Below are 26,884 nucleotides of genomic sequence, written 5' to 3'. Positions count from 1 at the left end.
CCGAGACACCGCACCGCCGACTGAGTTGGCTAGGCGTCTTCGAGTTGCTCGGCACGAGGGCCTGCTTGTGGCCCCGTTCCTGGCGGGTCCGAACTTCCCGCGATCAATGGCGCGTTGGGGGGCATTTTCGGCGCAAAGGATGCCTTTTCCTCATCGCCGCCTGTAGCGTGTGTTTTGGACGTAAGGGGGATGCGTCATGGATCCGATTGCACTCGCGGCCGGGACCGCCCTGGTAGGGGCCATGGCCAACGATGCTTGGCAGGGCGCCCGTACGGCGGTCACTGCCCTGTGGCGCCGCGTGCGCCCGGAGCAGGCTGACGCGGTCGACGCGGAACTGGCCGAAACCCGTGCGCAGTTGCTGTCGGCGCGAGGGGCGGGTGAGCTCGAGACGGAACAAGCCCTGGCCGCGGACTGGCAGTTGCGGCTGCAGGCACTGCTGCGGGCAGACCCGGCAGTTGCCGACGAGCTGAGGAACCTGCTGGACACGCGGCTCACGCCGTTACTCGCCCCCGACGAGCGGTCCCAGGTGGGCTTCCTGGTCATGAAGGCAGAGGCCCACGGCAGCGGCCGGGTGTACCAGGCCGGGCGGGACCAGCACATCACCGAGGGATGAGCGCGCCCGAGAACTCGCCGCCCGGCGGTGAGAGACAATTCGAGGCCCGAGCCTCGGACAGCGCGCGGATCTACCAGGCCGGGCGGGATCAGCAGATCGTGGGACGAGATCTGCATCTGCATTATGAGGACGGTGTACGCAGCGCCAGGCGAGCGGTCGGGGACACGCTGCCCGGGGAGTGCCCGTATCCGGGGTTGGCTGCGTTTGGCGCAGCACAGGCTCACTGGTTCTTCGGGCGGGACTCGCTGACTGCCGATCTGCTGGTACGGCTCGATGAACGGCTGCGTATCGGCGGACCGTTGGTGGTGGTCGCCCCGTCAGGTGCGGGCAAATCGTCGTTGCTTCAGGCCGGGCTGCTGCCCGCCCTGGCCCGCGGTGCCCTGCCGGTCGCTGGCTCCGGCGGCTGGCCCAGGGTGCTGCTCACCCCCACCGCGCACCCGATGGCGGCACTTGCCGCCCGGCTCGTCGAAGTGACCGGCGCCGCACCACAGGCGGTCGCCTGGGCGCTGGCAGCCGGCCCTGAGGCGGCAGTCGGGCAGTTACGGACCACGTTGTTGCCGCCGGGGTCCCGGCTGGTGCTGGTCGTCGACCAGTTGGAGGAACTGTTCACGCTGTGCGCGGACGCACGGGAGCGACGCGAATTCGTCGAACTGCTGGGCGGCCTCGCGTCTCCGGATTCTGATGGCAGGAGCCCGGGCGACTTGGTGGTCTACGGACTGCGTTCGGACTTCTATACACCGTGCGCCAACTACCCCGAGCTGCGGGCCGCGTTGCAGTCTGCCCAACTGGTGGTCGGGCCCATGACAGAGCCCGAACTTCGGGAGGCCATTCTCTTTCCGGCCAGGGCCGCAGGGCTTGAGGTCGAACCCGGGTTGATTGAGGTGATGCTGCGCGATCTCGGAACATACGCTGGCAATAGACGCTCACTCGGCGGGCGTTACGAGGGGGGCGACTACGAGGCGGGGCGGCTGCCGCTGCTTGCGCACGCGCTGCGCGCCACCTGGCAGCAGCGGCACGGACATCTGCTGACGGTGGATGGCTACCGGGCCATCGGCGGTATCCATCATGCTGTCGCGCTGACGGCGGAACAGCTGTTCACCCGCCTCGATCCGGCCGGGCAGGAGGCCGCGCGGGCGCTCTTTCTCCGGCTGGTCAAGATCGGCGAGAGCAGCGACGACACCCGTCGGCGCCTGCCCAACGCCGATGTGGGGACGGACGGCGGGGCGTCACGGGTCATCGACACGTTCACGCAGGGGCGGCTGTTGACCCGGGACCAGGAGTCGGTGGAGATCACACACGAGGCTCTGCTGCAGGCGTGGCCCCGGTTGCGTGAGTGGATCGACACCGACCGGGCCGGACACATAGTCCACCAGGAACTGGAAGAGGCTGCAGCCGACTGGGAGCGCGCCCGCCGGGACAGCGGGATGCTCTACCGGGGGCAGCGGCTGCAGACCGCCCGCAGCTGGGCCGAGCGTGCTCGGCCTCAGGATCGGCCCAGCCCCACCGCTGCCGTCTTCCTCACCGCCTCGACCCGAGCCGCGGTCCGGTCCGTACAGCTGCGCCGTACCATCATCGCCGTACTGTCCGCGCTGGCGCTGATCGCCTTCTCGGCCGCCGGCTTTGCCTTCCAGCAGCGTTCTACCGCGCGCTCCGAGCGGGACTCTGCACGCTTCAACCAGGTCTCGGCGGAGGCCGAGCGGCTCCGCGGTTCACAGGCCTCGCTGGCTGCCCAACTCGACGTGGCGGCCCACTGGATGAAGCCGTCGGCAGAAGAGTTGTACGGGCGCCTGATCACCGACGCGAACACCCCCCTGTCCATCCCGCTGACCGGCCACACTGGCCCGGTCACTTCGGTGTCGTACAGCAAGGACGGACGCATCCTGGCCAGCGCGGGTCGGGACGTGCGGCTGTGGAACGTGTCCGACCCGGCCCGGCCCGTGCTGCTTGGCAAGCCCATCACGAAGGAGGATCCGGCCAATTCCGTGGCGCTGAGCCCGGACGCGCGGACGCTAGCCGTCGCGGTGCAGGCGGACAACCGCGCGCGGGGTACAAAAGACGTGCGGCTGTGGAATATGACCGACCCCGCCCGCCCCGCACCGCTCGGTGCCATCGACGCCGGCCTGTACAACCGCGTCCTCGCTGTGGTTCTCAGTCCGGACGGCCACACTCTCGCCGGCGCGACGGATGACGGGGTCATGCTGTGGAACGTGACCGACCCCGCCCGGCCCACGCCACTCGGCCGTGCCTTGGGGAACTTCACCAGCACCGTCGACACGGTGGTCTTCAGCCCGGACGGGCGGACCTTGGCCGGCGCCGGCGGAGTCGGCCCGACAGGCGAGAAAATGGGCGTGCGGCTCTGGGACGTCACTGTCCCCAGTCGCCCCACACCGCTGGGGCAGGCGATCGGGCGCGCGGATCGACTGTGGGCGCTGGCCTTCAGCCCGGACGGGCACACCCTGGCGATCGGCGCCGACGCGTCGCCGCAGCTGTGGAACATAACCGACCGCAGCCATCCCGTCCGACGAAGCGGCCGCGCGCTGGCCGGACACTCCGCCTCCATCAGCGCGCTGGCGTTCAGCCCGGACGGCCACACCCTGGCCAGCGCCGGAAACGACAACACCGTACGGCTGTGGAACGTGACCGATCCGAACAGGGCCGGGCCGCTGGGGGCACCCCTCGGTTCCCACGCCCTCGTCACCGCGGCCGCGTTCAGCCCTCGGGGTGACACTCTGATCACCGGCGGGGACGACCGGACCGTGATGCTGTGGTCCCTCCCCAACACCCTGGTCACTGCCCATACCGGCAATGTCAGTGCGGTGGCCTTCAGCCCAGACGGGCATACGCTCGCCAGCGCCGGGAGCTACGAGGATCAGACCGTACGCCTGTGGGATCTGACCGATCCGGCCCGGCCTGTGCCACTCGGCGTGCCGCTGCACCCTGCCGAACCCGTCACCCCGGACAACGCGGACGACTTCGCCTTCTACTCCGTGGCGTTCAGCCCGGACGGACGGACGCTGGCCGCGGCGGGGGAAACCGACGCCATACTGCTGTGGGACGTGGCCGACCGGGGTCATCCGAAACTGCTCGGCCACCCCCTGAGCCAGGAGTTCAAGAGCCAGGGCTGGGTCATGTCGGTGGTGTTCAGCCCAGACGGACGCATGCTGGCCGGAGCAGGGGACGACGCCCACATATGGCTGTGGGACATCTCCGACCGCGCACACGGCAGACTGCTGGGGCGGTTGCCGACGGGCGGCGAGGACATTTCCGCACTGGCGCTCAGCCCAGACGGGCGCACGCTCGCCAGTACCCGGGACGTAGCCGTTCAGCTGTGGGACCTCACCGACCGGGCGCACGCCAAACCACTCGGAAAGCCTCTAACGAGCCCCGACTCCGTTGGAGCTCTGGCGTTCAGCTCCGACGGGCGAACGCTGGCGAGCGGCGGAAGCGGTCCGTCCGTACGGCTGTGGGACCTCACGGACCGGGCACACGCCAAACCGCTCGGGAAGCCACTGGCCGGTCCCGAATCCGTTGGCTCGCTGGCGTTCGGCCAGCACGGGCGGACGCTGGCCGCCGGTGGAGGGGACGGCAGCGTATGGCTGTGGGACATGGGCCGGCGCACTCGCCCCACATCGCTGGGGCAACTCTTCGGTCACACCTACAGCGTCGATGCCGTGGCGTTCAGCGCGGACGGAAAACTGCTCGCAAGCGGCGGAGAGGACTTCGCGCTGCGATTGTGGGGCCTGGACACCGGACAGGCGATCGACCGGATCTGCGAGGTCACCAGGAACACACTGAGGCGCACCCAATGGCAGCAACGCGTCCCCGGGCTCCCTTACAAACCACCATGCTTGCCACATTCGATCAGCCCTTGAATCGCATCCTTGCGCTTGATCCGCCCGGCGATACCTCCCGGCCGGGGGGGCTGCTCGGCCAACTCCGCGACAAGCCATCGCGGTTGCATCGAACCGTCGTCCGTGTGAGGGACTAGTACTCCTATCCCACGCCGTCTGTAGCACTACGCGCTCGAGTGTCGGAGCTCGGTGAGCGCATTCACCCCGCCGAATTCTGCGTACACCACCCAGGTCGGCGCATACTCCGCCTACCATCATCTGCTGATCATCATCGCTCGAGGTGGCGTGTCAGGGATGGGGGGCGAGCGGTGTACGTGTCCGAGGTGCTGGTGGAGAGATTCCGCTCCTGCGAGCGGGTACAGATTCCGCTGCGGCCGGAAGTGACGGTCCTTGTCGGGGAGAACAACGCGGGCAAGTCCAGCGTGATCGATGCGATGCGCCTGCTCACGGATCCCCTGGACGGGCGCCGGGTGCGCTATTTCGAGGAAGCCGACGTGCTTAAGCCGGCCGTCGAACTGGGCGGCCCCAGCCTGCAGCTGGACGTTGCCGGCATAGGTCCGCAGCAGAGCGGCGCCTATCTGGAGGCGCTGCTGCCCGAGGGATCTCCTGACACCCGTACCGCGCGGTGGCAGGTGTCCTGGACACCGCCGCAGACGGGCGAGCGGCGCGGCAGCACCGTGTGGGCCCAGGGTGCGGGTCTTCCGGTCACGGGCGAGCCTCCCGCGCGGGGCGGTGTGCGGCATGTCTACCTGCCGGCGCTGCGTGATGCGGAGCGGGAGTTGGCCTCGGCCGGTGGTGACCGGGTGCGGATGATCCTTCGCGGTCTGCTGGGCGACGACGAGAAGGTCGATGCCTTCGTGGAACGGATCGGCACCGAGCTGAAGAAGGTGGCCGCGGACCCGGATGTGGCCAGGGTCAGCGAGAAAATCAACGAGCCGCTGCTGGACCTGACCGTCGGCGCGCATCCCCAGATGAGTGAACTGGCCCTGGCCGAGCCCACGTTCGCGTCGATCGCCCGGTCGCTGCGTGTGCTGTTGGGTGATGCCTCCGCCCAGCCTTTTCCGCTGTCGGCCTCGGGACTGGGCTACGCCAACACCCTGTTCATCGCCACAGTGATGGCGGAGCTGGACGCGGCGGCCGAGGCCGACCTGACCGTGCTGCTGGTCGAGGAGCCGGAAGCACACCTGCATCCGCAGCTGCAGACCCTGCTGCTGCGCTATCTGCAACAGCAGGCGGGGGCCTCGCGCCGACGCCCTCTGAGTGACCCGGCCCGGCCGGCCGGGCATCTGCAGGTGGTGGTCACCACGCACTCCCCCGTCCTGTCGGCCGCGGCCAGTGTGGAGGACCTGGTGGTCATGGCGCGCTGCCCAAGCGGGCTGTCGGATGGCTGGCAGGCCAGGTCTCTGCCCATCCCCCGCCTGCATCTGAGCCCGGACCGGGTGCGCCACCTGGACCGCTACCTGGATGCCACCAAAAGTGCCCTGCTGTTCTCCTCGCGGGCGATCCTGGTCGAGGGCATTTCCGAGCTGTTGCTGCTGCCGGCTCTGGCCGAGCGTGTCCTTGCCGCCGGACAGGACGCCGGCCCGCAGGCGGCCCGGGAGGCGTTCGAGGCGTTGGAACGGTTCTTCGGCACCACGCGGGTGATCGTGGACGGTGTCGGGTTCGAGGTCTACCTGCGGGTGCTGCTGGCGCCCGTGGACGGCATCTGTCTGGGACGGCGGGTGGCACTGATCACCGACACGGATGTGGCGCCCGGAGAGCCGGAACCGGCCCGGCTTCAGTCGCTGCGGGAGCTTCCGCTGCGCTGGGCATCTCCCGGCGTGCTGCATCTGGCCGCGGCGCCTCGGACGCTGGAGCCGGCTCTGTGGTCGGCCGGCAATGTCCCTGCCTTGCGGGCGGCATTCCTGCGCTGCGCGCCACGCTCGGAGGATCGCTGGGAGCAGGTCGTTACGGCGGCGGAACCCGCCGTGGCGTTCGGGGAGCTGTTCGTCACCAAGACCAGCCGGACCGTTATCGGCACCGACGGAGAGCTCGCGAAGGGGACCAAGATCTCCAAGGGGCGGTTCGCCCAGGAGCTGGCCGACGTGCTGGCCGACCCGACCGTGGCGTTCACCGTGCCCGCCTATCTCGCGGACGCCATCCGTTTCATCACCGCCTCTGACGCCGGCACCCCCGCGGTGGGCGCGCCGTGACCGCCGCCGAGCAGACGACGGCGGTGCGGGCCGCCGCAGAGGCGCAGCAGCAAGCCGCCGTGGCTGTGGCCGCGCCTGCCTTCGTGCCTGCTTGCCCGGGCGCGGGCAAGACGCATGTCATCACCAGCCGGCATCTGCAGTCGCCTAGGCGGCGGCTGCGGCAGGGGCGGGCCCTGATTTCGTTCACACGGGTGGCGCGGGACCAGATGACCCGCCGTTGCCGCCAGGCGGGCCGCGCGGACCTGGTCCAGGCGCCGCACTTCATCGGCACGCTCGACTCGTTTTTGTGGGAGTTCCTGGTCAAGCCGCTGCGGGCAGCCGATCCGGTGCCCCGTCTGCTGGAGTCCTGGGCGAGCGTCAAGGCCCCGGTGGAGGGCATGGACCGGGAGATCTCCCTGCACCGCTTCCCCATGGTCCTGGACCCCTCGCACAACCCGGCGCGTGCGACGGTTGCGTGGGACAATCTCGACTACGACACTCGCCAGCTCATCGAGGCCAGCTCCTACAGCCGCACGGCGTGGGAGGAGAAGATCTTCGAGACCCGCAAGTCGTGGTGCGCCCAGGGCTATTTCACCGGGCACGAGGCGCGGGTCCTGGCCCTGTGGAACCTGCGCCACGCCAAGACCGCCGCCGCTCTGCTGCCCCCGCTGCGCTCCCGGTTCGCGGAAGTCATCGTCGATGAGGCACAGGACTGCTCTACCGCCGACCTGGCGATCCTCCAACTGCTGCACGACGCCGGTCTGCCGCTGGTCCTGGTCGGCGACCCGGACCAGGCCATCTACGCCTGGCGCGGTGCCGAACCCCAGGCTCTCCGGTCCTTCTCCACGCAGCTGTCTCCCACCCCGCACCAGCTGACCGGCAACTGGCGCAGCTCCCCCGTCATCTGCCGACTGGCGGCCACCCTGCGCACGGGGCAGCGCCCGCCGGACACCTCCGTCGTGCGCGACGACGACGTCCCCGTCCTACTGCTGCCCACCCAGTTCGCCGCCTCCGGCAGCCGTCACCTGCACGCCCCGACCGGTGTCGGCATCGTCGACGCCTTCCGCACGCTCGCCGAGGAGTACGCCGTCCAGGCCAAGGATTGCCTGGTGACCGCCTACAAGTACGCCACCTTGCCGGGCATCAGCCGGGAGAAGCCCAACACCAACGCCATCACCAGCCTGGCCTGGGCCCGCACCGTCGCCCACACCCCGGGCGCCTCCGGTGACGACCTCACCCGGGCCTGCGCGATCGCTGTGCGCGTCCTGTTCGGCTACTGGTATCCGGGCCAATCCGGCGGCCCCGACCGCATCATGGCCGCCCACCGCCTCTCGGCCGGCCAGGTCAACCGCACGGCCTTCGCGTTCCTGCACAGCCTGCCCGCGCCCCACAGGGAATGGGGTCCGCAGGTGTGGCAGGCCATGAAGGCCTGGCCCGCTCCACCCGGGGCTGCTCCGCAGGGCGGCAAGGGCCGCCCCGCCGGGAAACCCACCGTCTCCCGCCCGCAGGTGGCCACCGGCATGCGCACCAACATCGTCCACCAGCTCAAGGGCGATGAAGCTGACGGCGTCCTGCTGTTGCTGCCCGATGCCGGAAGTGTCCAGCGCTGGGCCAGCGCGGACCCGGCCACCGACGAGGTCCTGCGCGTCTGGTACGTCGCCGTCACCCGCGCCCGTCGGCTCGCCGCCATCGCTCTGCCCGAGCAGGAGACCGATGCACTGGCTCGGCTGCTGACCGGACGCCAGGTACCGGTCCGCGTCGCATGAGCCCGTTCGCACGCAGGCGGACTGGTCCAGGGGCGCAGGTGCAGTGGGCGCGTGCGTGTCCACCGTCGTGAGCATCACCGATGCGCTGCTGCAGCACTGGCATGAAGGCATCGCGCGCACAGGGCAGTGCCCGCGGGCCGCCTCGTTCGACGGGCGCACACCCCGTTACCAGCCAGGGTCCTCGGCGTTGGTGTTTCACTCCGTGCTCAACAGCACCCGTTCCAGGTCCTGCCAGCCGGGTGGCGGCTGGGCTGCGGAGCGCACGACGGTGAGCACGCGGCCGTCGAGGCAGGCATCGAAGCGGCCTTCGGCCCGTGCAAGGCGCTCTCGTACACCGGCCTGGTGTGGGGGCTGTTCGGCCAGGACGGCCAGCAGTACCTCGTGCTGGGCGGGGCCTAGCGCGTCGGCGGGCGCCCAGGTGCCGCGCATGGGAATGCCAGCCAGCTCCGCATCGAGTTCGGGGGCGGTGTCGTACAGCCGCTGCACCAGGCGGCCGGTCCGCGAGAGCGGGTCGGCCGTGGGCTGTGCGCGGGCCGCCGCGGGCAGCGACATCGTCGTCTGCAGTGGGTCTGTGACGGGCGAGGTGTCGAGCAGAGGTTCCGGATCATCGGCTGGCGGCTGTCCGAAGGGACGCTCGGGCGGTCTACGCCGTTGCTCACGCACAGGAAAGTGCCACTGATGGCCTTCGCTCTGTCGCTTCCACTGGGGATCCAGCGCGCCATCCCAGCGTTTGTCCCGGGGAAGGAAGATGTCCACGGCAACGCCGGAGCGACCGATCCAGACCCAACTCATGAAGTAGGCGTGGTCGCGGTGGGAAGCGGACCAGAGGGCAAGTTCCTGCAGCCGGCTCTTCTGCTCGGCCAGCGGATGCTTCGGCAGGAGTGCCTTGGCCCGGCGGTGTCGGCCCCGGGCCTCCCCCGCGACCCGGCCGCCGGGCAGATGGAACAGCAAGTCCGGTCTGACACCCACGGACTGATAGTCCGTCAGCATGCGGCCGGGCAGCGCGTCGAAACTGTGCAGCGCATGCGATGTGCTGTCCCAGGCAAACAGTGCTTCGCTCGCCGCCGTCAGCATGCCCAGGCCGGAACTCTCGGCGACGAAGCCGCGGATGTGCCGCGAGCTCGCCACGAACGCCCGGTGATCGACCTGGAGCGGGCCGCCCGTCCCGGGAGCATCAAGATAACTGGCCAGGAGACGGACCTCGAGCTGCTTTGTCCGGTAGTCGAGGACGCGGTTGTGGTCGCAGGCGAGCGCGTTGATGTGGATGAGCCGGGCCAGTCCCACCGACAGATCGCCCTGCCCGACCTGCGTGACGGTCACCATCGGCCCCTCCACCCGGAACTGCCACACCCGGGCCCGTACCGTGTTCACGTACGCGTTCCTCTCCTCGTTTCCGACACACCGCGCACCGCCCCGCCCGTGGCACTCGGCTTGATTCAGTGCGCAACTCCCCCGCGTGCAGGGGACCTTCACATCATGCCGCTGTCCCGGGACCATCCTGCGTGCACCGGCGTGCTGTCTGCAGGTCGGCTGCGCAGACGCTGCCGTCGCTCACAGGCCCGAATCCGCGGTTTCCGGTTTGCCTCATCGCGCCTTCGGCAGCGGGCCGTTGGCTGTGACGGAGCCCACCAGAAAGCCGAATCAACCCCAGAATATTTCGTGTTAATGTTTTGAGGTCTGATCCGAGGTGGTGTGGTGTGATGGCGTCCGGTGACCTGCAGGCACATCCCGGCATGCTCGCGCTCGCGCGCGAGTCGCGGGGCATGACGCAGGTTGACGTGGCCGCCGCCATGACCAAGGCCGCGCCTGCGGGGGCTGCGGTGGTGTCTCAGGGATATGTCAGCCGTGCAGAGTCGGGGCGCCTTGCGGTCGCCGACAACCGCCTTCAGCTGTACGCCGCCGCCCTGGGCTACCCGGCAGAACTGCTGTGCCTGGATCCCCAGGTGAGCGGGGTGGGGGTGGGACTGATCCATCACCGCAAGAAGGCCTCGTTGTCAGCGTCGGCGCTGCGTCGCGTTCACGCCCAACTCGCCCTGGTGCGACTGCAGGTGACGGGCCTCGCGCAGGCCGCCTCGTCGGTGGACGAGCCGCACCGCTTCTCGCGCGTGCTCCTGGACGACTTCACGACGGCCAAGGACGCGGCCCGGCAGGTGCGCCGCGCCTGGGATCTGCCCCGGGGGCCGGTGGCCGACGTGATCGCCGCGATTGAGGACGCCGGCGGCTTGGTCGTGATGCGCAGTCTCGGCAGTGAGCTGCTGGATGCGGTCAGCCAGTGGGACGACCTCCAGGCGCCGCTGATCCTGGTCAACGACCATGCGCCGGGCGATCGCTGCCGCTTCAGCGTCGCGCACGAGCTCGGGCACCTGGTGATGCATCCCGAACCCGGCACGTCAAGCGAGCAGGAGAAGCAGGCCGACGCCTTCGCCGCGGAGTTCCTGATGCCCGCAGCCGACATCCGGCAGGCGTTCGCCGACGGTGTGGATCTCGCGCGGTTGGCTGAGCTCAAGCGCGTCTGGCGGGTATCGATGAGCGCGCTGCTGCGGCGCGCATTCACGCTGAACGCCATCACCGAATGGCAGTACCGCACCGTGATGGTGGAGATGTCGGCGCTCGGCTACCGCACCGCCGAACCGGTCGAGGTGGCGCCGGAGCGGCCCACGCGCGTCCCGGCGCTGGTGGACACCGTGTTGTCCGACCGCGGCCTGGCACTCGACGAGGCGGCCGCGTGCGCCCGCCTGCTGCCCGAGGACTTCAAGCGCCTGTATGTGGCAGGCGACCGCTCGTTATCCCCTGAGCCGCTTCGAAGGTGAGGACATGATCGACCCGTCTGCTCCGCTGCCGCGTCCGCGCTCCGACCTGACGGAGCCTCCCGACGCACCGCAGGTGTTGTCCGGTGCGCTGGGTGTTCTGCAGGGACGCATGCTGCTGCAGGTGACGCCTCGCCGCGTCGGCTATCTGCGTGGACAGCTCGATGAGAGCCGCAGCGGGCTGGTGCTGTGTGGGAAGGACGCGCTGCGGAAGGCCAAAAAGCTGCGCGAGGAGGAGCAGTTCACCGGGCCGCTGCTGGTCGATCCGGCCGCATACGAGGTGCAGGCGGCCAGCGAGGAGGGGCCGTTCCTCCACGTGTCGGAGGGTTTCGCCTTCGACGATCCGCTGGAGGTGTCACTGGCCGAGCAGCGGGCGGTCGGGGTCACCGCCCCGATCACGCCGACCGGCTACATCCATGCCGAAGACTCCGATGCTTTGAAGGCGGCGGTGCGGCGGGTGGCCGCGTTGGACGATGCACAGGTCGTCTTCGCGGCTCCGGTCGATGTGGGCTGGCTGCGGGAGGAGGACGCGGTGCGGCAGCTGATCGCCTGGCTGCGGCTGGTGAAGGGGCCGAAGGCGATCATGTTGGGTGGGCAGATGGACCCCCTCGCACGCCACGCACGGGCCGTCGACCACCTGCGGCGGGTGATCGAAGAGGTTCCGGGCGCGGCACTGCTGCGCACCGACCTTGCGGCCTTCGGTGCGCTGGCCGCCGGGGCGACGTTTGCGGCGTTCGGTGCCGGCAGCCGACTGCGGCACATCGTCGCCCCGGGCGAGAAGGCCAAGACCAGCAAGGGCTTTTCGACGTCGCCGCATGTGCTGTTCGCCGAGCTGATGGACTTCTTCCTCGGCAAGACGCTGGCCGACCGCTTCGCCGGCGCCAAGGCTCCCCTCTGCGGCTGCGCAGCGTGTGAGGGACTGTGGGCGCTGGATGAGTTCGCCAGCAACGCGGGCGAACGGCAGGCACGGGCCGCCGCGCACAATGTGGCGGTACTGATGGAGTGGCTGCGCACGCTGACCGCGATCGCTCCCGGGCTGGCACGCCAGACGTGGTGGCATGAGCGCTGCCGTGCGGCGGTGGAGCGGTATCCGCTGGTCAACGCGCAGCTGCGACAGCCGGACGCATTCAAGGTGCCCCAGCAGCTGAAGCGGTGGGCCCTGGCCGCCCCGACCGCAGCGCCGAACGGACAAACGACGGCACAGGATCAGCCCAGGAGTTGATACAGCTCCTCGGCGAAGCACCACGCGGCGGCGGTGTGCCGCAGCGGCCGGTGCTCCTCCGGCGCGAGCATCATCTCCACCCCCTGCCCGGTGGCGAGGAACACCCCGATGCCGTAGAAGTCGGCCTCGACCAGCAGCTCTTCCAGGTGTGCGGGGCGGCGGGTGAGCAGCATGGCACGGCGGCAGAACGGGGCGAACCGGCCCGCTTCCCGTAGCCCCTGGCGCCATCCGGCGGCGCGCACCACGGCCAGGTCCACGCGCACCGGCCGCACCGCGCGCCGGGTCACCGTCGTACGGTCACGGTCCGCGGCGCCTGCGGGCAGAGCGCGCACGGCCCGCCGCTGTCCGGCCTCGAGCGAGGCGAGAGGGACGGGGATGCCCACCGGCAGGGTCAGGAGCGTCTCCAGCGCCGCCATCCGGTCCAGCCGCCCTGCGGCGGCGTCCTGGCGCCGGGCGTGCTCGGCGGCATCCAGCCGGTGGAAGAACAGGGCCTCGGCGCCCTGCAGGGATGCGACCTTGGTCTGGGTGCCCGCCTCCAGCAGGGCGGCCGATGCCGTCCGCACGGAACGGCCGATCACGGAGTTCGCCAAGGTCACCATGGCCCCCACCCTGCCTCACCGGGCTCCGGCCGCGCGCAGCGGCCCCGCCGACTATCCAACCCGCATGGGTACGGACTGTTCTGCCAAACAGCTCAACAGGCCTTCAAGACACTGCCAGAGCCCCTCGTTTTCGCTGCGCCGGTACCAGCGGCGCCGCTCCCCCTGCGCGCGCGGCAGCCTCTCGGCCAGCCCGGCCTCCACCAGGGCCCGCATCGGCGCCTGATAGACGCTCGGCGGTGCGTTACGGGCGGCGGCGAGGTCTCCCAGGCACACGCCCTGCTCGTCCGCTGACGCCAGCGCCCACATCAGCTCCGCCCGGTAGCGGTTGCCGAAGACCCGCACGGACGCCTCACGCAGCCGCTCCAATGCCTCTTGAGACATAGTTCATGATTCGCTAATCGATAATCATATGTCAAGGGCGCGGCGCAACGGGTCATGCCTGCCGGCGACATCCTTGCCATCAGTCAGGAGAACGCGTTGGCCAGAGTGCTGGCGACCGTCGCGGCGAGGGTGAGGGTCGCGGCGAAGGCGAGTGCGGCGCGGGTGACGGCGACGGAGTAGGTAGCGTGGTCGCGGCGGGCGAGATAGCCGGCCGCGCCACCGATGAGAACGGCGACCAGGACGGTCATCGCGCACGCGAGCATGATCACGGCGGTGCGGACGGACATGGGGGCACTCCTCTTCGGCCAGGACGGGCTGTCGTGGCCGAGCTTCGTGAAGTGCCCGTTCGCCGCGGTGCGAGCGGACGAAGACGAACACAGGCGAACAGCCGAGGGAAGGAGCCGGGCGAGCGAGTGACCACCCAGAATTTCGAGGACCCGGCGGCGGCGCTGGGCGAGTTGCGTGCCCGCCTGGAGGCCGGGCTGGCTGCGGTCGGCCTGACGAAGACGATGCTCGCCCGCCGTGCCGAGCTGGGTCGTACGACCGTCAGCGAAGCCTTCAGCAGTGCAGCCGACGTGCCGTCGGCGCAGACGGTAGGGGCGCTGGCACGTGCCCTCGGTCTTGATCCTGGGCTGCTGCTGGCTCTGCGTACCGCCGCCGTCGGCAGGGCTGAGATAGCCGGTGAGGGCGAGACGTCGGTCGGACGGCCGATCGCCCAGTGCAATCCCCACGACCTCGAAGTCCACCCGGCCGCCGCTCCTCCGCCGACAGGGGACGGCAGTTCACCGGTCTCGGCTGGGCAGCAGCGGGCAGCCTCCGCGCTGCCTGCATACGTTCGCCGCCCGCACGATGGGCAGCTGGCCGAGCTGGTTGCCGCCACGGTGTCGGATGAGTGCAGCAGGATGGCCGTGTTGGTCGGTTCGTCCTCGACCGGGAAGACGCGCGCTTGCTGGGAGGCGGTCCAGCCGCTGGCCGAGGCGGGGTGGCGGCTGTGGCATCCCTTCGATCCGACCCGGGCCGAGGCGGCGCTCGCCGACCTCGCCCGGGTGGATCCGCACACGGTGGTGTGGCTCAACGAGGCGCAGCACTATCTCGGCGCGGGCCGCGGGCTGGGCGAGCGCATCGGTGCTGCACTGCACGGCCTGCTCACCGACCCGGCGCGGGGTCCGGTCTTGGTGCTCGGCACGTTGTGGCCCGAGTACGCCGAGGCGTATGCCAAGGTCCCCCGGGCAGGCGAGGAGGATCCGCATTCGCAGGTACGGGAGCTGCTGGCAGGCCGAATGATCCACCTGCCGGACAGCTTTGACGCGACCGCGAAGGCCGCTGCGCAGGCTCTGGCCGCTGCAGGCGACCGGCAGCTTGCGCATGCTCTGGAAAGTGCAAGCGATGGGCGGCTGACGCAGTTCCTTGCGGGAGCGCCTGAGTTGCTGCGCCGCTACGAGATGGCCACGCCGGCGGCCCGGGCGGTCTTGGACGCAGCCGTGGACGCCCGCCGCCTGGGCTCTGGCCTCCACCAGCCTCTGCCTTTCCTGGAAGCGGCGGCGGAGGGCTATCTCACCGACGACGCATACGACGACCTCGCCGACAACTGGCTCGAGCAGGCCCTCGCCGATCTCAGCCGTCCCGTGCACGGCAGCCTCGCTCCCCTGCGCCGCGTACGCCCGCGTTCGGCACCACGCGTCCTCACCAGCCCGGCACCCGTCTACCGACTCGCCGACTATCTCGAGCAGCACGGCCGCAGTCAGCGCCGGCTGCTGTGTCCTCCGGCCTCGTTCTGGTACGGAGTATGCGACCACCTCACCGCTGCTGACGATCGAGTCGCCCTCGGCGAAGCGGCGAGGCTGCGTTGGCGGTTGGGGATGGCCGCCGAGCTCTTCCGGGCCCCGGCCGCGACCGGTCACCCAGAAGCGTTGCTGGGACTCGCGCGCGTCCACTACGTCCTGGGCAGCGATCAGCATGCCGAGAGGCTGTATGGACTAGCCGCGGACGCCGGATCCGTCGCTGCCCTCGGCGACTTGTACTGGAAGCGGATACGGGCGGGCGACGAGGACGCCGCCCGGTTGATCGACCAGCGGGCCGCCGACGCCGGCGATCTCATCGCGACCCTGCGCGTCTCGGCGGCAAACATGTCAGAAGAAGAACAAGCCGCCCAGGACGAGGAGTTCGCCGCCGAACAGGCAGCGGCGGTGGCCGCCGGAGGGTACGCCAGCATGGTCGACTACCTGACCGCACTGACAAAGGAGTCCTGGACCGACACGGGCTACGCGCGGCTGCGACGCCAGGCCCAGGATCATGCTTACGAAGACCCCTACGGCTACCTGTTCTCCCTGTGGTCGATGACCGGCAACGGTGAGGTCTGGGAACGTCTCTGCGAGGCTGCAGCCGCTGCTGGCCACCCGGAGGCGCTGTACCAGCTGGCTGTCCGGAAGTCCGAGGCCGAAGAGCATACTGCCGCCATGGACCTGGCTTCCAGAGCAGCAGAGACCGGCCACATCAAGGCGGTGCGCATGCTTGCCTGGGATCTGGAGGCAGCGGGAGACATCGCCGGAGCGGAGCACTGGCACCGAAGAATGGCGGAGTACGGCGACGACGAACACCTCATGGCCGTGGCACGTCTGCGGCAGCAGGTCCACGACACGGCGGGCGCTCTGGCCGCCTACCGGGAGGCTGCAGAGACAGCGGGTGTTGACCTTGTCCACCGCATCAGCTGGGCCCAGGACACCGCCTGGCAGGACCTGTGCCCGTACGGCTTTGACCCCGACGGCACCCCCAGCGCCCCCTGGCAAGCGCCCCTGCCCGGCTGACCGGCTTGGCCGATGTGCCGGCACACCCCCATCACCGGATCGCCCTGCGGGGCCCGGGGTTTCAGGTGTCCGTGCCGGGACTAGCTCGAGCGCACCACTACATGGCCACCGGCCTTGATCTGCTCGGCGAACGCCGTCAACCGTTGTTCGTCGAGCTCCCCACCGCCCGTGTGCGCCGCCCACACGCGCTGTACCTCCGGCTTGATCTCCTCCAACGGCTTGCCCTGGTACTCCGCGGTGATCCCGTTCAGGGCCAGGGTGAGGTCGGATGCCATCCTCTCCAAACCGTCGTTGACCACCTTCTTGATGGCACTCTCGTCGAAGTTGAAGCTGGCCATACGGTTTCCTTCCCGAAGGGACCCCCGCACGTGCGAACGCTGCGGCCCGCAGCGATGGGTCTGACCGGCCATCACGGTACTCCGGGCCACTGACAACAGGACTTCGGTCAGACCAGAGGCCGGCGCAGTGGTGTTTTCCAAGCCTCACCCGCGGCGCCCGTCCGCGTCGGCCTCCGACAGGAGCAGCGGTCAGGGCTGTACCTGTGCCCGCACCGCGAAGATCTCATGGTCTTCCGCCGAGGCCCTGATGGAGGAGAATTCCCGATGCCACAGGCCCAGGACCAGGACCGAGCCCGCGCGGTGTGCCGCCTGAATCCACTGATCGCTGGCGTCGGCTGAATGCTCGCGAGACCCGATCGTGATCGCGGGCGTGTCCGTGCCGCTCCGGCTCACTCCCCAGGGACGGTGGGTGTCCGGGTGCTGTTGCAGGATCCACGGTGTGATGCCGGGCAGGGTGTTCCAGGTGTAGAGCGGGAAGGCGCAGCGTTCGGCGAGGTCGTCGATCGTTCCCGTGAGGTCCGGCGAGTTGAGGGTGAGCGCCGGGAAGGATCCTCCGGGTACGGGGACGAAGCCGGTGTGCGCGGCCACGTAGAAAGGCGGCCTCGGCGGGGTCAGGTCGATGATCAGGGAGCTGAGGGGCCCGGCCGTCTGCAGGTGGATCAGTTGCGGGATGGCGTACGCCCAGATGTCGACCAGGTCGGTGATGAAGTCGTGGAGTTCGTCTTCCGTGAGATGGGCGGCGAACCGATACGCCTCGTGGTGGCCGTACCGGGGGACGGTCTGGCAGAACGCGAGGGTGGTTGGGGTGAAGCCGTCGCCGAGTTCGACCGGCAGCGACGCGGCCAGGGCCGCCAGGACGAGCGGCAAGTCCCTGGTCATCCGGTCCACCGCAGAGGTCAGGCAGGGGTCGCAGTCCGCGAGCCGCGCGCCGACGGCGGCGGCGGCTGCGGTCATGTCGGCCCTGCCGGAAATACCGAAGGGCTTACCGCTGACCGGGGGCAGGATGGGGGCAGGATGGGTGTGCAGGGTGCCCGCGCGGGCGGAGGTGTAGGGGGCGCCGGTGCGGCGGGCGGTGCGCCGTGCCCGGCCTTTGCGCGCGTGTTCTTTGGTCATGCGATGGCCTCGAGTCTGCGCTCCGGCCCCATGATCCGGTGCGTGGGATCGGGCGCATGCGGACCTGTTGATCAGGCTGGTGAACAGCTCTGGTGGTACGCGCAGTTGATGCGGCTATCGCTCCGGATGCCCGGGCACCTTTGCCGTGTGGGGCCGTTCATGGGCCGACCCCGGCTTGGGCCGATGCGCTCGGCCTAGGAGCAGGCTAGTGCCCGCGGGCTGCCGCTCGGGCTGCTTTTCCCTGTTTGCCTGCTCGCGCAGCGCGTGACCGATCTGAGGGCGGGAGGAGCCTGAAGCTGTTGCCGGGGCTTGAGCACCCAGGTGTTGAGCACGCCGGATGCCACGCTGGGTGGCCTTCCCGCCTAGGGCACGGGCAGGACGGGCAATTGTTGCTGGTGTTGTCGGGTGATGTGCTTCCGTGCGTCAGTGCCGAGAGGAGGGCAGGTACATCGGCAGGACGGTGCGCATCAGTTGTTCGCCGCGGGTGGTGATGGCGTCGAAGTGGGTGCGGCTCATAGCGGCGAAGCTGGTCGGGTAGGTGGCCACCGCGCTGCGGGGGACAAGGTCGGCGGGCGGTGCGGGCAGACGGTCGTCCTTCATGCCGAGGTAGGCCAGTGCAAAGCCGTCGATACGTCCGCTGGCGGCCCATTCGTGCAGCCGGGAGCGGGCGGAGTCCTGGGCTTTGCGGTGGACGGTGGCGAAGGAGCGGTTCAGGCGGCCGGCCATGAAGTGCGGTGCCTTCAGGGCGAGTTCGCCCAGGCCGGCGTCGCACGCGATGATGAAGGGCACGTCATAGACGTGCTGGGTGTGGTGGGGTGAGCGTCCGGGTTCGAGGACGGACAGGCCCAGGTTGTCGTAGACGCCGCCGTCGGTGAGCAGCACGGTGTGCTGCTGGTGGTGTCCGTCGCGGTGCTGGAAGGTGAAGGTGCCAACCGGCCGTGAGCTCCGGCAGCGCACGCGAAGGGTCCCGTCCGCGATTCACGGACGGGACCTGGTTGGTCCTATATCGTGCGGCGGCACGAGGATGAGCTCCCCTGCCACCACCGGGGCCGTGCTCAGCGCTCTTCGGGTACCGCACCGCTGACCGGACTGGGGCCTCACGGCCCGGTCGGCGAGCCATGATCGCAAGCGCCCCCGACAGGGCCCTGCCGCCTCTCAGGACGGTCGCCCACGAACAGCAAACCGCCCCTGCACTCCATCAGCTCCCTGAGCTGCACAAACGCCGCCAAATCCACAGGGGTTCCCGAGGCATCCGCGATATTCCAGCTTTGCCACGTATCGGCAGGTCGCAGACCCATGCACCTCTGACCAGAGGTCAACACTCCGCAGTACAAGCTGGTCAGATGGGCGCACCAACTCCCCAGGAGAATCCAGACCTGCGCCGACTCCCCAGCTCAACAAACCTTCAGACACTGCACAGAGCCGGGAACTCACACCGGGCCAGCGGCAGATGGAGGTCGGCCGGGATGTTGTGGCGGGTGATCGTGGGGGCTCCGGCGGCCGGCAGGTCGGCCAGGGTGATCGATTTGGTGTGGTTGGCCTCGGAGAAGGAGTAGGCCAGTGGGGAGCCGCTGTAGTGGATGCGGTCGTTGACGCTCTGCGGGCGGTGCAGATGGCCCAGGGCGGTGTAGTCGATGCCGTCGAAGAGGTCGGCGCCGGCGTGGGCGACTCCGCCGACGCTGATGTCGCGTTCGCTTTTGCTGGTGGTGGCACCGGTAATGAAGGCGTGGGCGAGGACGACGGAGCGGGCGCCCGGACGGGTGGCGAGGTCAGTCCGGATGCGGTCCAGTGCCGAGGTGAGAACGGCCTGGTGGGAGGCTGTCTCTGCGTCCAACTGGGTGCGTACCAGGGCGGGCTCGAGGTAGGGCACTCCGTAGACGGCGACGGGACCGTGCTCGTCGTCGAGGAGGACGGGGCGGGCAGCGTCGGCGGGGTCGGTGCGCAGGTGAACGCCGGATTTGGCGTACAGGCCGGAGCCAGTACCGAGACGGTGGGCCGAGTCGTGGTTCCCGCTGATCATGACGGTGGGGATACCAAGGTCGGCAAGCTGGTGCAGAGCCCGGTCGAACAGACGTACCGCGTCCAGGCTCGGAATGGCACGGTCGTAGATGTCGCCCGCGATCAGCAGGGCGTCCACCTTCTGGGTGCGGGCGGTGGCGCAGATGTGGTCCAGGATCTTGCGCTGGTGGTCGATCAGATCTTCCCCGTGGAACCGGCAGCCGAGATGCCAGTCCGAGGTATGCAGGAACCTCATGGGCACAGACCGTAACCAGAGTGGTGGGAGCTACGGGCGGTTTTCCCGATAAACGGTCTTGTTTCGGGGGCTTGGGGCACGTGAGGGAAAGGTTTCTTTGTATGCGCCGCCGGGTGGCGGAGCCGGACGCGGCTCGCAGGGTGATTGTCAGTGGCAGGAGGCAAAATAAGCAGTGGGGGAAGGAGGATGTGATGTCGTTATCGCGTTCTGCCAGGACCGAGCACACTGTGGCGCCCGGGGGCTGCCGGTGGTGCGGAATCGAAGCCCGCGCGCACGCGCGGCAATGGACTGCGGAGGCCGGATGGCACGCCTGGACGGCGCCGACCACTGAGCAGCGCAAGGAGCGCATGCTGCAGCGGCGAACGCAGCAGCAGGTCAGCAGGCGAGGGCCTGCACCTCGGTGAAGATGTCCCGTAGCTGCTGGGGGACCTCTTCGGGGGTGGTGAGCATGGACACCAGTGCGTAGAGCATGTCGGCCTTGCCGTTGGGGCTGCTCTCTGCGGCCTGCTGTTTGATCATGTAGAGGATGCGCTCGCTGAACTTGCCGCCCCGGTGCTCGCTGAAGTCGTCGGCGCTCCAGGGCTGGCCCTCGGGGCGGGGCCAGTGGGCGTTGGCGGCGGCTGCCCACTGGAGGTCGCTGAAGAGCTCTTCCAGTTCGTTGTAGCCCTCGCTCTCGCCGACGTACGAGACCTGCTTGGTGAGGTCGAGACCGGCTTTGATGAGTTTCTCGGTTTTGAAGTGCTTATTTGCGCGGCTGTCGGCGTCGACCATCAGCATGACGGTGCGATGGTGCTTGACGAGGTAGCCCGCGAGGTGGAGTGCTCCTTCGTTGTTGTCGCAGGCCCACAGGGCGATGCCGGCCGCCTGCAGGGGCAGTCCCTGCGAGAGGCGGAAGAGCAGGGGCACGCACTGCTGCTCGGTGGGGCCTTCGACTGCCAGGAAGCAGCGTTCGTGCAACAGGACGGAGTTGCGCAGTCCCACCGCGGCGGCGATCTGTCCGAGGTGGAAGTCGATGCCGTCGTGGGTGTCGCCGTCGAGGCGCTCGACGAGGGTGCGGCCGCTGTCGCTGAGCTTGAGGTGGACGACGTCGGCGATGTCGACGCCGTCGATGAGGTTCATCGAGTGGGTGGCGACGATGACGTTGACGTGGGGCAGGGCGCACTGCTTGCGGATGATGTCCATGACGGTGCGCTGGTGGCGGTAGTCGAGGTGGGTGTCGGGCTCGTCGTAGACGACGATGGTCTGGGTGGGCTGCGGTTCGTCCTGCTCCCCCGTCGCGGCGAGTTCACTGCTTTCGAGGAGGCTGCTGGTCCACTCCCACACGGCGAGGGCGATGCGCCGGGTGCTGCCCTGGCCCGAGCGGGTCAGATCCACAGGCTCGCCGTCGGCCTTGGAGACCTCCAGCGGCGCTCTCTTGAAGCCGCCCTTGAAGGAGACCTCGGGCTTGACCTCCACGCCGACGAACTCACGGCAGTGCTGGCGGATGTGCCGGCACAGGGAGTCCGCTTCCTTCTCCAGCCGCTGCGTGATCTCCTTCTCGATCTCCCGGACCTGTCCCTGGAGGGTCTCGTCCTCCAGGTGGGTCTCGTAGCAGCTGCTCAGCGCGGTGCGCACCGCGTCGTCCGGGCTCTCGTCCTTGCCGCCGAACGCCAGCAGCCGCGGCAGCCGTGCCTCGAGGTCTTTCGGTAGCGGCTGCCACTGCTCGGTCTGCGGGACGGTCGCGGCGTGTGCGGTGAGCGCGGCCAGCAGGTCTTCCTTCAGCGTGCCCGACGGGGCAAGTCCGAACTCGGCGACCAGTTCGGTCAGGTCCTTCTTCATCAGCCGCCCCAGGCCCTGCAGACGGCTGTCGGCGGGCTGCGATCCGAAGAACTCCCAGCACGCCGCCTCACCGGCCCGTGAGCGGCGCCGGATGCGGAGCTCCGCCGGTAAGGGGGCGGCGGCCTGCTCGACGGTGTCCAAGCGGAAGACGCCCTCCACCCATGTCTCCGCGCAGCGCTGTCCCTTGACGCCCTCGTCCTGCTGGTAGGTGCGGTCCTCGTCCGTCAGACGGTGCTCGCCCAGCAGGAAGGCCAGCGCGGCCAGGACCGCGCTCTTGCCGCCGTCGTTGCGGCCGGCCAGGATCGTCGGGCTGCTGACCGGGATGTCCTGCACATGGGTCAGCGAGCGGAACCCGCACGCGGAGAAGCGGATGAGGTGCACGGTCGAGCTGCTCCGTATCTCCCCGCTCCGCCGGGCGACGGGCAGGGGCGTGGCGTGCGGGCGTTACGCGTGCGGATGAGGCACCTGAGCACTCATCGCAGGCAGTCATCCTAGAGGGACACAAAGCAACAGCTCCCCCTTTTGCGCCAGTTAGCGTCTCCCTGCCGTGAGGCTCACGGTCGGGCGATCACTGTGCGTACAGGCCGGGCGCATGCCACACGGTGGTCATCTCACAGGGCAAGTCATCAGGACCACACCGTACGGCTGGACGGGCGTGACCTATGGTGGCCGAGGGAGAACCGTGTCAAGTCTGCGGGGAGCCGGTCCCGGCCAGGGCGCACTGGAAGCACCGCGACCGGCACGTGTGCTCGCCCCGCTGCAATCTGACTCTCAATCGGCGCTTCAACCGCCGCATCGAGCGCGGGGAAATCACCCGGCCGCCCGTGTTCTCGCCCGATCCTCAAGGCGCCCGGCCTGCGCGGGCGTTTCGCACTCTGCCTGCTGGCTCGCTCTTTCCGTATGAGATCCAGGGCTACTCGCCCAAGCCGGGCGACGTGGTGGAACGGCACGGTTCCGTCATCGCCGTCCACCGCGCCGTCGATCTGCCGGATTACGCCATCCCCTGGCAGGTGAGACCGCACAGCGGCAGCAGCTGGCAACTGGAGCAGGTGGCGCTGTCCGTCCACACGCAGACCGGCGCGGCGTTCTACTACCTGACTGACCATACGTGGACTCCGACGTCTTTGATCCTGGGAGCCTTCCTGGGCCTGGGGTGACGCGGCGGGGTCTGGTCGGCGTAGCCAGGACGAGCGGTGGGCGGTCAATCTTGCCGCCGCGCGCCAGTTCCACGCGCGGGAAGGTCATCTACGCCCTGGACGCAAGCACGTCGAACTGGTCGACGGTGAGGAGGTCGGGCTGGGGTCGTTCGTCGCTAATGCCCGGCGCAGGGCCGGCAAATTGAGCCCGGAACGGCGCGCGGCGTTGGGTGCGGTGGGCATGCGCTGGTGAGCGTGATCTCGCAGAGCCTGCCGGGGTTGCACGGGAGGCGCAGTTGATGCCCTTCCCTCGCGGCTTTCTGTGACCCTCAGAGGGCCCGTTGCGCACCGACGGCGGGTCATGGTCATGCCGGACTGCTGTCAGCTGTGCAAGTGGTCAGATGGCGGGTTGGGGAAGCTCGCCCACGTGTACCTTCACGACCTTCACGTGCGTGCATCCGGCGGCTTTGAGGGCTCGCCGGCGCCGGATGGCGGCCTGCTTGTCGAAGACGCCAGCGGATGCCTGTGCAGCGCCGTCGGGGTCGGTCCACGTCAAGCCGTAGCGTCGCGCTGCTGTCGTCATGAACCCGATCCTCTCCACTCACAGCAGGTCTCGAACACCATACGGACGGGTCGCCGGTTCATACGCGTCAGCGGCTTTCCATGAGTGTGTGTTTGCCGGTGCCTGCGCCTCACGCATGACGATGCTGCCGGACGCCCTGTTCAGCGGTGGGATGGTCGCCCTGAACGGCCTGACAATGTTGGCCGCAGGCCCCACGTTTGCAGGGCATAGGGCCGTCCCTTCTCCTCCCCCTCGATCAGCGGCACGTCAAGCAGGCTGAATCCCGCCTTGGTGGCGACGGCGACGCTGGCGGCGTTCTCGGCCTCCAGTTCCAGGATCACTTGTTCCGCGCCCAGTTGTTCGAAGGCGTATGCGGCCATCACCCGCACCGCCCGCGCGGCCAGTCCCTGGCCGCGGTACGCCGGGCCGACCGCGTAGCCGATCTCTGTGCCCTCTGGAGCGCGTCGCAGCATCACCTCGCCGAGCGGCGCGCAGCCGTCAAGGGTGATGGCGAGCAGGATGGTCGTGCCCTCCGCGCGCATCTGCCGGTCCCGGTCCAGCCGTGCGCGAGCGGCAGCTTCGTCGAAGGGTGAGACCATCGGCGTCCAGTACGCGATGTCGGGATGGTCGAACAAGTCCGGCATCGCGGCCAGGTCTGCTTCCGTCCAGTCACGCAGGACGAGTCCTTCCCCTGTGAGCTCGATCCGATCGGGAAAGGGTAACGGGGTGCCGCTCATGGTGACGATCCTTCCTGGCCTGACAGGACGGGGCAGCATAACTGGGGCAGTCATCGGCTCACCACAGGTCGGCGCAGCTTCGCGGGATCTCGCTCCTGGAGGTCCCCCTGTCCGCGCCGAAGGCCTTGGCCGGTTCGTCGACCGACAGGGTGGGCGCTCTGTGGACGTACACCTCCATCACGACGGCGAACAGGGCCTGGTCGATGCGGCGCTCCGGCAGGCTGGGGAAGAAGCTGCCCGAGCGCAGTTTGGGCATGGCCAGGTCCAGGTCGCTGATCTGAGTGGTCGGTGTCTTGTCCCGGTGCCGGTTGCGCAACGCGGTGCGCGCGGTGTGCTCGTTCCACTCCACGCCGTTCCTCGCGCTCGCCTCGGCCTCGGTCGGCTGTTGGAGCGTCCGCTCAGCCGCCGAGCGGTCGAGTTCGAGCCCGTCCGCCGAACGTAGTGGCTCCGGCAGCCGTAGAAGGTCGGACTGGGGCAGGGCCAGCGTGCACCTTCTGGGTTGAACTGGCCGTTCATCAAGGTGAGTTGCAGGTGGCCAACCGCCTGGGGAGGTCCCGAAGGATCCCCGCGGGGCGCGCGGCACATATCGCGCGCCCCGCAAGGCCGTTCCTTCGCGAGTGGGGCTGGGGCAACTTCTGGGTGCGGGTACGACTATGCGTCAGGCAGTCACCGGACCAGTTGTGTGCGTGCCTCGCAGTGGGCTGCGGTGTGTATCCGCATTTCGCTCATGCCCGGGTAGTAGAGGTGCAGGCTGACCGCCGGCTCCAGCGTGTCGTTGACGACCTCGTGCACGTACCCCGGCGCGAACACCCGCTGTGTGCCCGCCTCTAACGCGCGCGTGCCGTGCTCCGTGCGCTCGGTCAGCGTGCCCTCCAGGACGGTCAGCACACCGGAGGAGGGGCCGTGGTCGTGCAGCCCGCTGCCCTGGCCGGGCACCCAGGACAGCAGCCACACCTCGTAACCGGGGCCGGTGCGCAGCCGGTGGTACCAGCGCGCTGTGGCGTCGTAGTGGACGAGGTGCTCCCACTGGGAGCGGTCGGTGGCGAGGGAGCGGGCCAGGCCGACGAATTCGGCGACGGTGGCCGGGTGCTTGCGCGGGGGCGGCAGGAGGTGCGGGACTTCGAGGATGTCGCCGGCGATCTGGAGATCGCTGTCGCTCACGTACGGACCGCCTGGCTTTCGGAGAGCCGGAGCACGCCGTGGACGAAAGCTGTGGCGGGCTCGCGGGCCGGGGTTTCGGCCCGGAGGCCGGTGCCAGTGGTGGGGGCGGGGGTGCGAGCGGTGAGCGGGTCCTCGTGCCAGGTCATGAGGTGGGCGCAGCACCGGGGAAGCATCAGTCCGGGCGTCTGTGTCGTGTTCATCACTGCTCCTTTCGTACGGGTCGGTTCACCAGGTCGGTCGGGCGCCTTCCCTGGTGGTAGCCGTGATCGCGGTGCGGACTGTGTCCGGGAGCGCGCCTGGCGCGCTGGCAGGAGGAAGTGGTCGCCGGGCGGAGCATGGCGGGTGAAGCCGCGCGTCGCGCGTCGCCTTCCTTGCCGTACTTGCGCAGGGCGCCCTGGTGCACGCCTGCGGTCCCGAGCCCGTGCTGTGGGGTGGTGCGGCAGGGTTGTGCGGACTGGCTCGGAGCACGGTCTGCCCGGCACGTGGAAGCGGCACTCCAGACACGCCGGGACGCAGGCAGCTCTCAGATGCGCAACCTCTTCAGCCGCATGATCGGCCGACTCCACTGCTGCCTACGGCACCGCACGTTGTTCTGCGGACAGGCCGCCTTGCCCGCCGAACTCGCCGCCGCTGCGCCGGGCCTCCGCGTCGCGGTCGCGGGTGTCGCCATCGGTCACGGCATGGTCCGTGCGGGGCTGGTCGTCCCATGACACCAGGTGGGCGCAGCAGCGTGGTAACTGCAGGCCGGGGGTCTGTGTTCCGTTCATCGCTGATCCTTTCTTCAGGGAATGCCATCGCTTCACGGGGTGCGGCCGAGAGCGGGCCAGGGTGTGCACGAGGCCAAGTCCTGGAGCAGCGCCTCGTACCACAGGTCCGTGCCGTCGGGTCCGGTCAGGAAGTGCGCGGCCTTCAGGCTTCGCCACGAGAGGCGGTCGGTCTCGTCACGCCAGGCGAGAGCCGAGGACGCCGGGATCACGGCGTCCTCGGTGCCGTGGTAGAGGAAGACCGGGCACCGCAGACGGTCGTGGGTCGCGGGCTTGAGATAGCTTTCGCTCGCGTGGAGTTCCGCCCGGATGGTGGGGAGGAACAGTTCGAGAAGTTCGTCCTCGTCCGTCAGGTCGGGGCTCAGTCCACCGATCCCGGCGAGTTCACCGAGTAGTTCCGCGTCGTCCATCGAGTGCCAGTCGATCGGTGGCAGGGGGGTGGACGGCGCCCGCTGGCTCGCCGCGAACAGGGCCTCGACTCGCTTCCCGGACGCCTCCAGGCGCGCGGTCATGTCGTATGCCACGAGCGCCCCGTAGCTGATGCCGGCGAACGCCAGTCGCTCGGTGTTCGCGATCTGAGCGGCCAGCGTGCGCATCACGTACGCGCTCACCGAGGCGACGTCCGGGAGGGGCTCTTCGAAGAGCCGCCCCTCCCGGCCGGGCAGGTCGGGCAGGATCACTTCGACGCCGTCCGGCAGGTCTTCCCGCCAGCTCCGATAGCGTCCCAGCCCGCCGCCGGCGTGCGGGAAGCACACCAGGGTCAGGGTCCGCAGGCCAGACATGTGAA

22 protein-coding genes and 3 pseudogenes are annotated in these 26,884 nt (G+C 69.3%); 9 read left to right on the top strand and 16 right to left on the bottom strand.

What is annotated here, in order from left to right; genetic code table 11:
- The first annotated feature begins 196 nt into the window (after nt 1–196).
- From ACWC1K_RS32960 to ACWC1K_RS32945, 4 genes are all read left to right on the top strand, one after another.
- Nucleotides 197–613, top strand: a complete 417-nt coding sequence (locus tag ACWC1K_RS32960) for a hypothetical protein (RefSeq protein ID WP_450836593.1) — start codon at nt 197–199, stop codon at nt 611–613.
- Nucleotides 610–4,485, top strand: a complete 3,876-nt coding sequence (locus ACWC1K_RS32955) for an NACHT and WD repeat domain-containing protein (protein ID WP_450836592.1) — start codon at nt 610–612, stop codon at nt 4,483–4,485. Before ACWC1K_RS32960 ends, ACWC1K_RS32955 begins: the two co-directional genes overlap by 4 nt.
- Before the next feature lie 287 nt (nt 4,486–4,772).
- Nucleotides 4,773–6,656 (top strand): ATP-dependent nuclease, encoded by a 1,884-nt coding sequence (locus tag ACWC1K_RS32950; protein ID WP_450836591.1) that lies wholly within the window; start codon nt 4,773–4,775, stop codon nt 6,654–6,656.
- On the top strand, nt 6,653–8,401 hold the full coding sequence (locus ACWC1K_RS32945; protein WP_450836590.1) for a UvrD-helicase domain-containing protein: 1,749 nt from the start codon (nt 6,653–6,655) through the stop codon (nt 8,399–8,401). Before ACWC1K_RS32950 ends, ACWC1K_RS32945 begins: the two co-directional genes overlap by 4 nt.
- Nucleotides 8,402–8,596: 195 nt before the next feature.
- Here ACWC1K_RS32945 and ACWC1K_RS32940 read toward each other — a convergent pair whose 3' ends face one another.
- Nucleotides 8,597–9,772 (bottom strand): hypothetical protein, encoded by a 1,176-nt coding sequence (locus tag ACWC1K_RS32940; protein WP_450836589.1) that lies wholly within the window; start codon nt 9,770–9,772, stop codon nt 8,597–8,599.
- A 329-nt stretch (nt 9,773–10,101) separates the two neighbouring features.
- On the opposite strand from ACWC1K_RS32940, the gene ACWC1K_RS32935 reads away from it, so the two are divergent.
- Nucleotides 10,102–11,211, top strand: coding sequence for an ImmA/IrrE family metallo-endopeptidase (locus tag ACWC1K_RS32935; protein ID WP_450836588.1), 1,110 nt, complete (start codon nt 10,102–10,104; stop codon nt 11,209–11,211).
- Between the two features lie 4 nt (nt 11,212–11,215).
- Entirely contained in the window at nt 11,216–12,430 is a 1,215-nt protein-coding gene (locus tag ACWC1K_RS32930) for a hypothetical protein (RefSeq protein WP_450836587.1), read from the top strand.
- Here the strand turns inward: ACWC1K_RS32930 and ACWC1K_RS32925 are convergent.
- The 3 genes from ACWC1K_RS32925 to ACWC1K_RS32915 all read right to left on the bottom strand — a co-directional run bounded on the left by ACWC1K_RS32925 (nt 12,415) and on the right by ACWC1K_RS32915 (nt 13,697).
- The gene (locus ACWC1K_RS32925) at nt 12,415–13,029 is read right to left on the bottom strand and encodes a hypothetical protein (protein WP_450836586.1); all 615 of its coding nucleotides are present in this window, start codon (nt 13,027–13,029) and stop codon (nt 12,415–12,417) included. The genes ACWC1K_RS32930 and ACWC1K_RS32925 overlap by 16 nt on opposite strands.
- A gap of 51 nt (nt 13,030–13,080) precedes the next feature.
- Nucleotides 13,081–13,410: a hypothetical protein gene (locus tag ACWC1K_RS32920; protein WP_450836585.1), complete on the bottom strand. Its 330-nt coding sequence runs from the start codon at nt 13,408–13,410 to the stop codon at nt 13,081–13,083.
- An 83-nt stretch (nt 13,411–13,493) separates the two neighbouring features.
- A complete protein-coding gene (locus ACWC1K_RS32915) occupies nt 13,494–13,697 on the bottom strand; it encodes a hypothetical protein (protein ID WP_450836584.1) in 204 nt (67 codons plus the stop codon).
- Nucleotides 13,698–13,823: 126 nt separating this feature from the next.
- On the opposite strand from ACWC1K_RS32915, the gene ACWC1K_RS32910 reads away from it, so the two are divergent.
- On the top strand, nt 13,824–16,214 hold the full coding sequence (locus tag ACWC1K_RS32910) for a hypothetical protein (protein ID WP_450836583.1): 2,391 nt from the start codon (nt 13,824–13,826) through the stop codon (nt 16,212–16,214).
- Nucleotides 16,215–16,294: 80 nt separating this feature from the next.
- Here the strand turns inward: ACWC1K_RS32910 and ACWC1K_RS32905 are convergent, their stop codons facing one another.
- The 5 genes and pseudogenes from ACWC1K_RS32905 to ACWC1K_RS32885 all read right to left on the bottom strand — a co-directional run bounded on the left by ACWC1K_RS32905 (nt 16,295) and on the right by ACWC1K_RS32885 (nt 22,118).
- Nucleotides 16,295–16,552 (bottom strand): hypothetical protein, encoded by a 258-nt coding sequence (locus ACWC1K_RS32905; RefSeq protein ID WP_450836582.1) that lies wholly within the window; start codon nt 16,550–16,552, stop codon nt 16,295–16,297.
- Nucleotides 16,553–16,741: 189 nt separating this feature from the next.
- Nucleotides 16,742–17,665, bottom strand: a complete 924-nt coding sequence (locus tag ACWC1K_RS32900; RefSeq protein ID WP_450836581.1) for a hypothetical protein — start codon at nt 17,663–17,665, stop codon at nt 16,742–16,744.
- A 423-nt stretch (nt 17,666–18,088) separates the two neighbouring features.
- Nucleotides 18,089–18,622, bottom strand: coding sequence for a hypothetical protein (locus ACWC1K_RS32895; protein WP_450836580.1), 534 nt, complete (start codon nt 18,620–18,622; stop codon nt 18,089–18,091).
- A 478-nt stretch (nt 18,623–19,100) separates the two neighbouring features.
- Nucleotides 19,101–19,919: pseudogene (locus tag ACWC1K_RS32890) on the bottom strand (metallophosphoesterase family protein); the annotation flags it as partial.
- A 375-nt stretch (nt 19,920–20,294) separates the two neighbouring features.
- The gene (locus tag ACWC1K_RS32885; protein ID WP_450836579.1) at nt 20,295–22,118 is read right to left on the bottom strand and encodes an ATP-dependent nuclease; all 1,824 of its coding nucleotides are present in this window, start codon (nt 22,116–22,118) and stop codon (nt 20,295–20,297) included.
- 362 nt (nt 22,119–22,480) lie between these two features.
- On the opposite strand from ACWC1K_RS32885, the gene ACWC1K_RS32880 reads away from it, so the two are divergent.
- Both ACWC1K_RS32880 and ACWC1K_RS32875 read left to right on the top strand, forming a co-directional pair.
- On the top strand, nt 22,481–22,894 hold the full coding sequence (locus tag ACWC1K_RS32880) for a hypothetical protein (RefSeq protein WP_450836578.1): 414 nt from the start codon (nt 22,481–22,483) through the stop codon (nt 22,892–22,894).
- Nucleotides 22,895–22,931: 37 nt separating this feature from the next.
- Nucleotides 22,932–23,126 (top strand): annotated as a pseudogene (locus tag ACWC1K_RS32875) (helicase associated domain-containing protein); the annotation flags it as partial.
- A gap of 144 nt (nt 23,127–23,270) precedes the next feature.
- On the opposite strand, the gene ACWC1K_RS32870 reads toward ACWC1K_RS32875, so the two are convergent.
- From ACWC1K_RS32870 to ACWC1K_RS32840, 7 genes and pseudogenes are all read right to left on the bottom strand, one after another.
- Nucleotides 23,271–23,456 carry a hypothetical protein gene (locus ACWC1K_RS32870; RefSeq protein WP_450836577.1) on the bottom strand — a complete coding sequence of 62 codons (186 nt, stop codon included), beginning with the start codon at nt 23,454–23,456 and terminating at the stop codon, nt 23,271–23,273.
- A gap of 140 nt (nt 23,457–23,596) precedes the next feature.
- The gene (locus ACWC1K_RS32865) at nt 23,597–24,172 is read right to left on the bottom strand and encodes a GNAT family N-acetyltransferase (protein ID WP_450836576.1); all 576 of its coding nucleotides are present in this window, start codon (nt 24,170–24,172) and stop codon (nt 23,597–23,599) included.
- 64 nt (nt 24,173–24,236) lie between these two features.
- Nucleotides 24,237–24,656 (bottom strand): annotated as a pseudogene (locus ACWC1K_RS32860) (transposase); the annotation flags it as partial.
- 182 nt (nt 24,657–24,838) lie between these two features.
- The gene (locus ACWC1K_RS32855; RefSeq protein WP_450836575.1) at nt 24,839–25,333 is read right to left on the bottom strand and encodes a cysteine dioxygenase; all 495 of its coding nucleotides are present in this window, start codon (nt 25,331–25,333) and stop codon (nt 24,839–24,841) included.
- A complete protein-coding gene (locus ACWC1K_RS32850; RefSeq protein WP_450836574.1) occupies nt 25,330–25,533 on the bottom strand; it encodes a hypothetical protein in 204 nt (67 codons plus the stop codon). The genes ACWC1K_RS32855 and ACWC1K_RS32850 overlap by 4 nt, the downstream gene beginning before the upstream one ends.
- A gap of 372 nt (nt 25,534–25,905) precedes the next feature.
- Complete coding sequence (locus tag ACWC1K_RS32845) at nt 25,906–26,100, bottom strand: hypothetical protein (RefSeq protein WP_450836573.1); 195 nt, start codon at nt 26,098–26,100, stop codon at nt 25,906–25,908.
- A 32-nt stretch (nt 26,101–26,132) separates the two neighbouring features.
- Entirely contained in the window at nt 26,133–26,879 is a 747-nt protein-coding gene (locus tag ACWC1K_RS32840) for a thioesterase II family protein (RefSeq protein WP_450836572.1), read from the bottom strand.
- Between the last annotated feature and the right edge of the window lie 5 nt (nt 26,880–26,884).

It is taken from the genome of Streptomyces sp. NPDC001492 (genome assembly GCF_053597275.1).
This window is presented reverse-complemented; position numbering and strand designations above follow the sequence as displayed.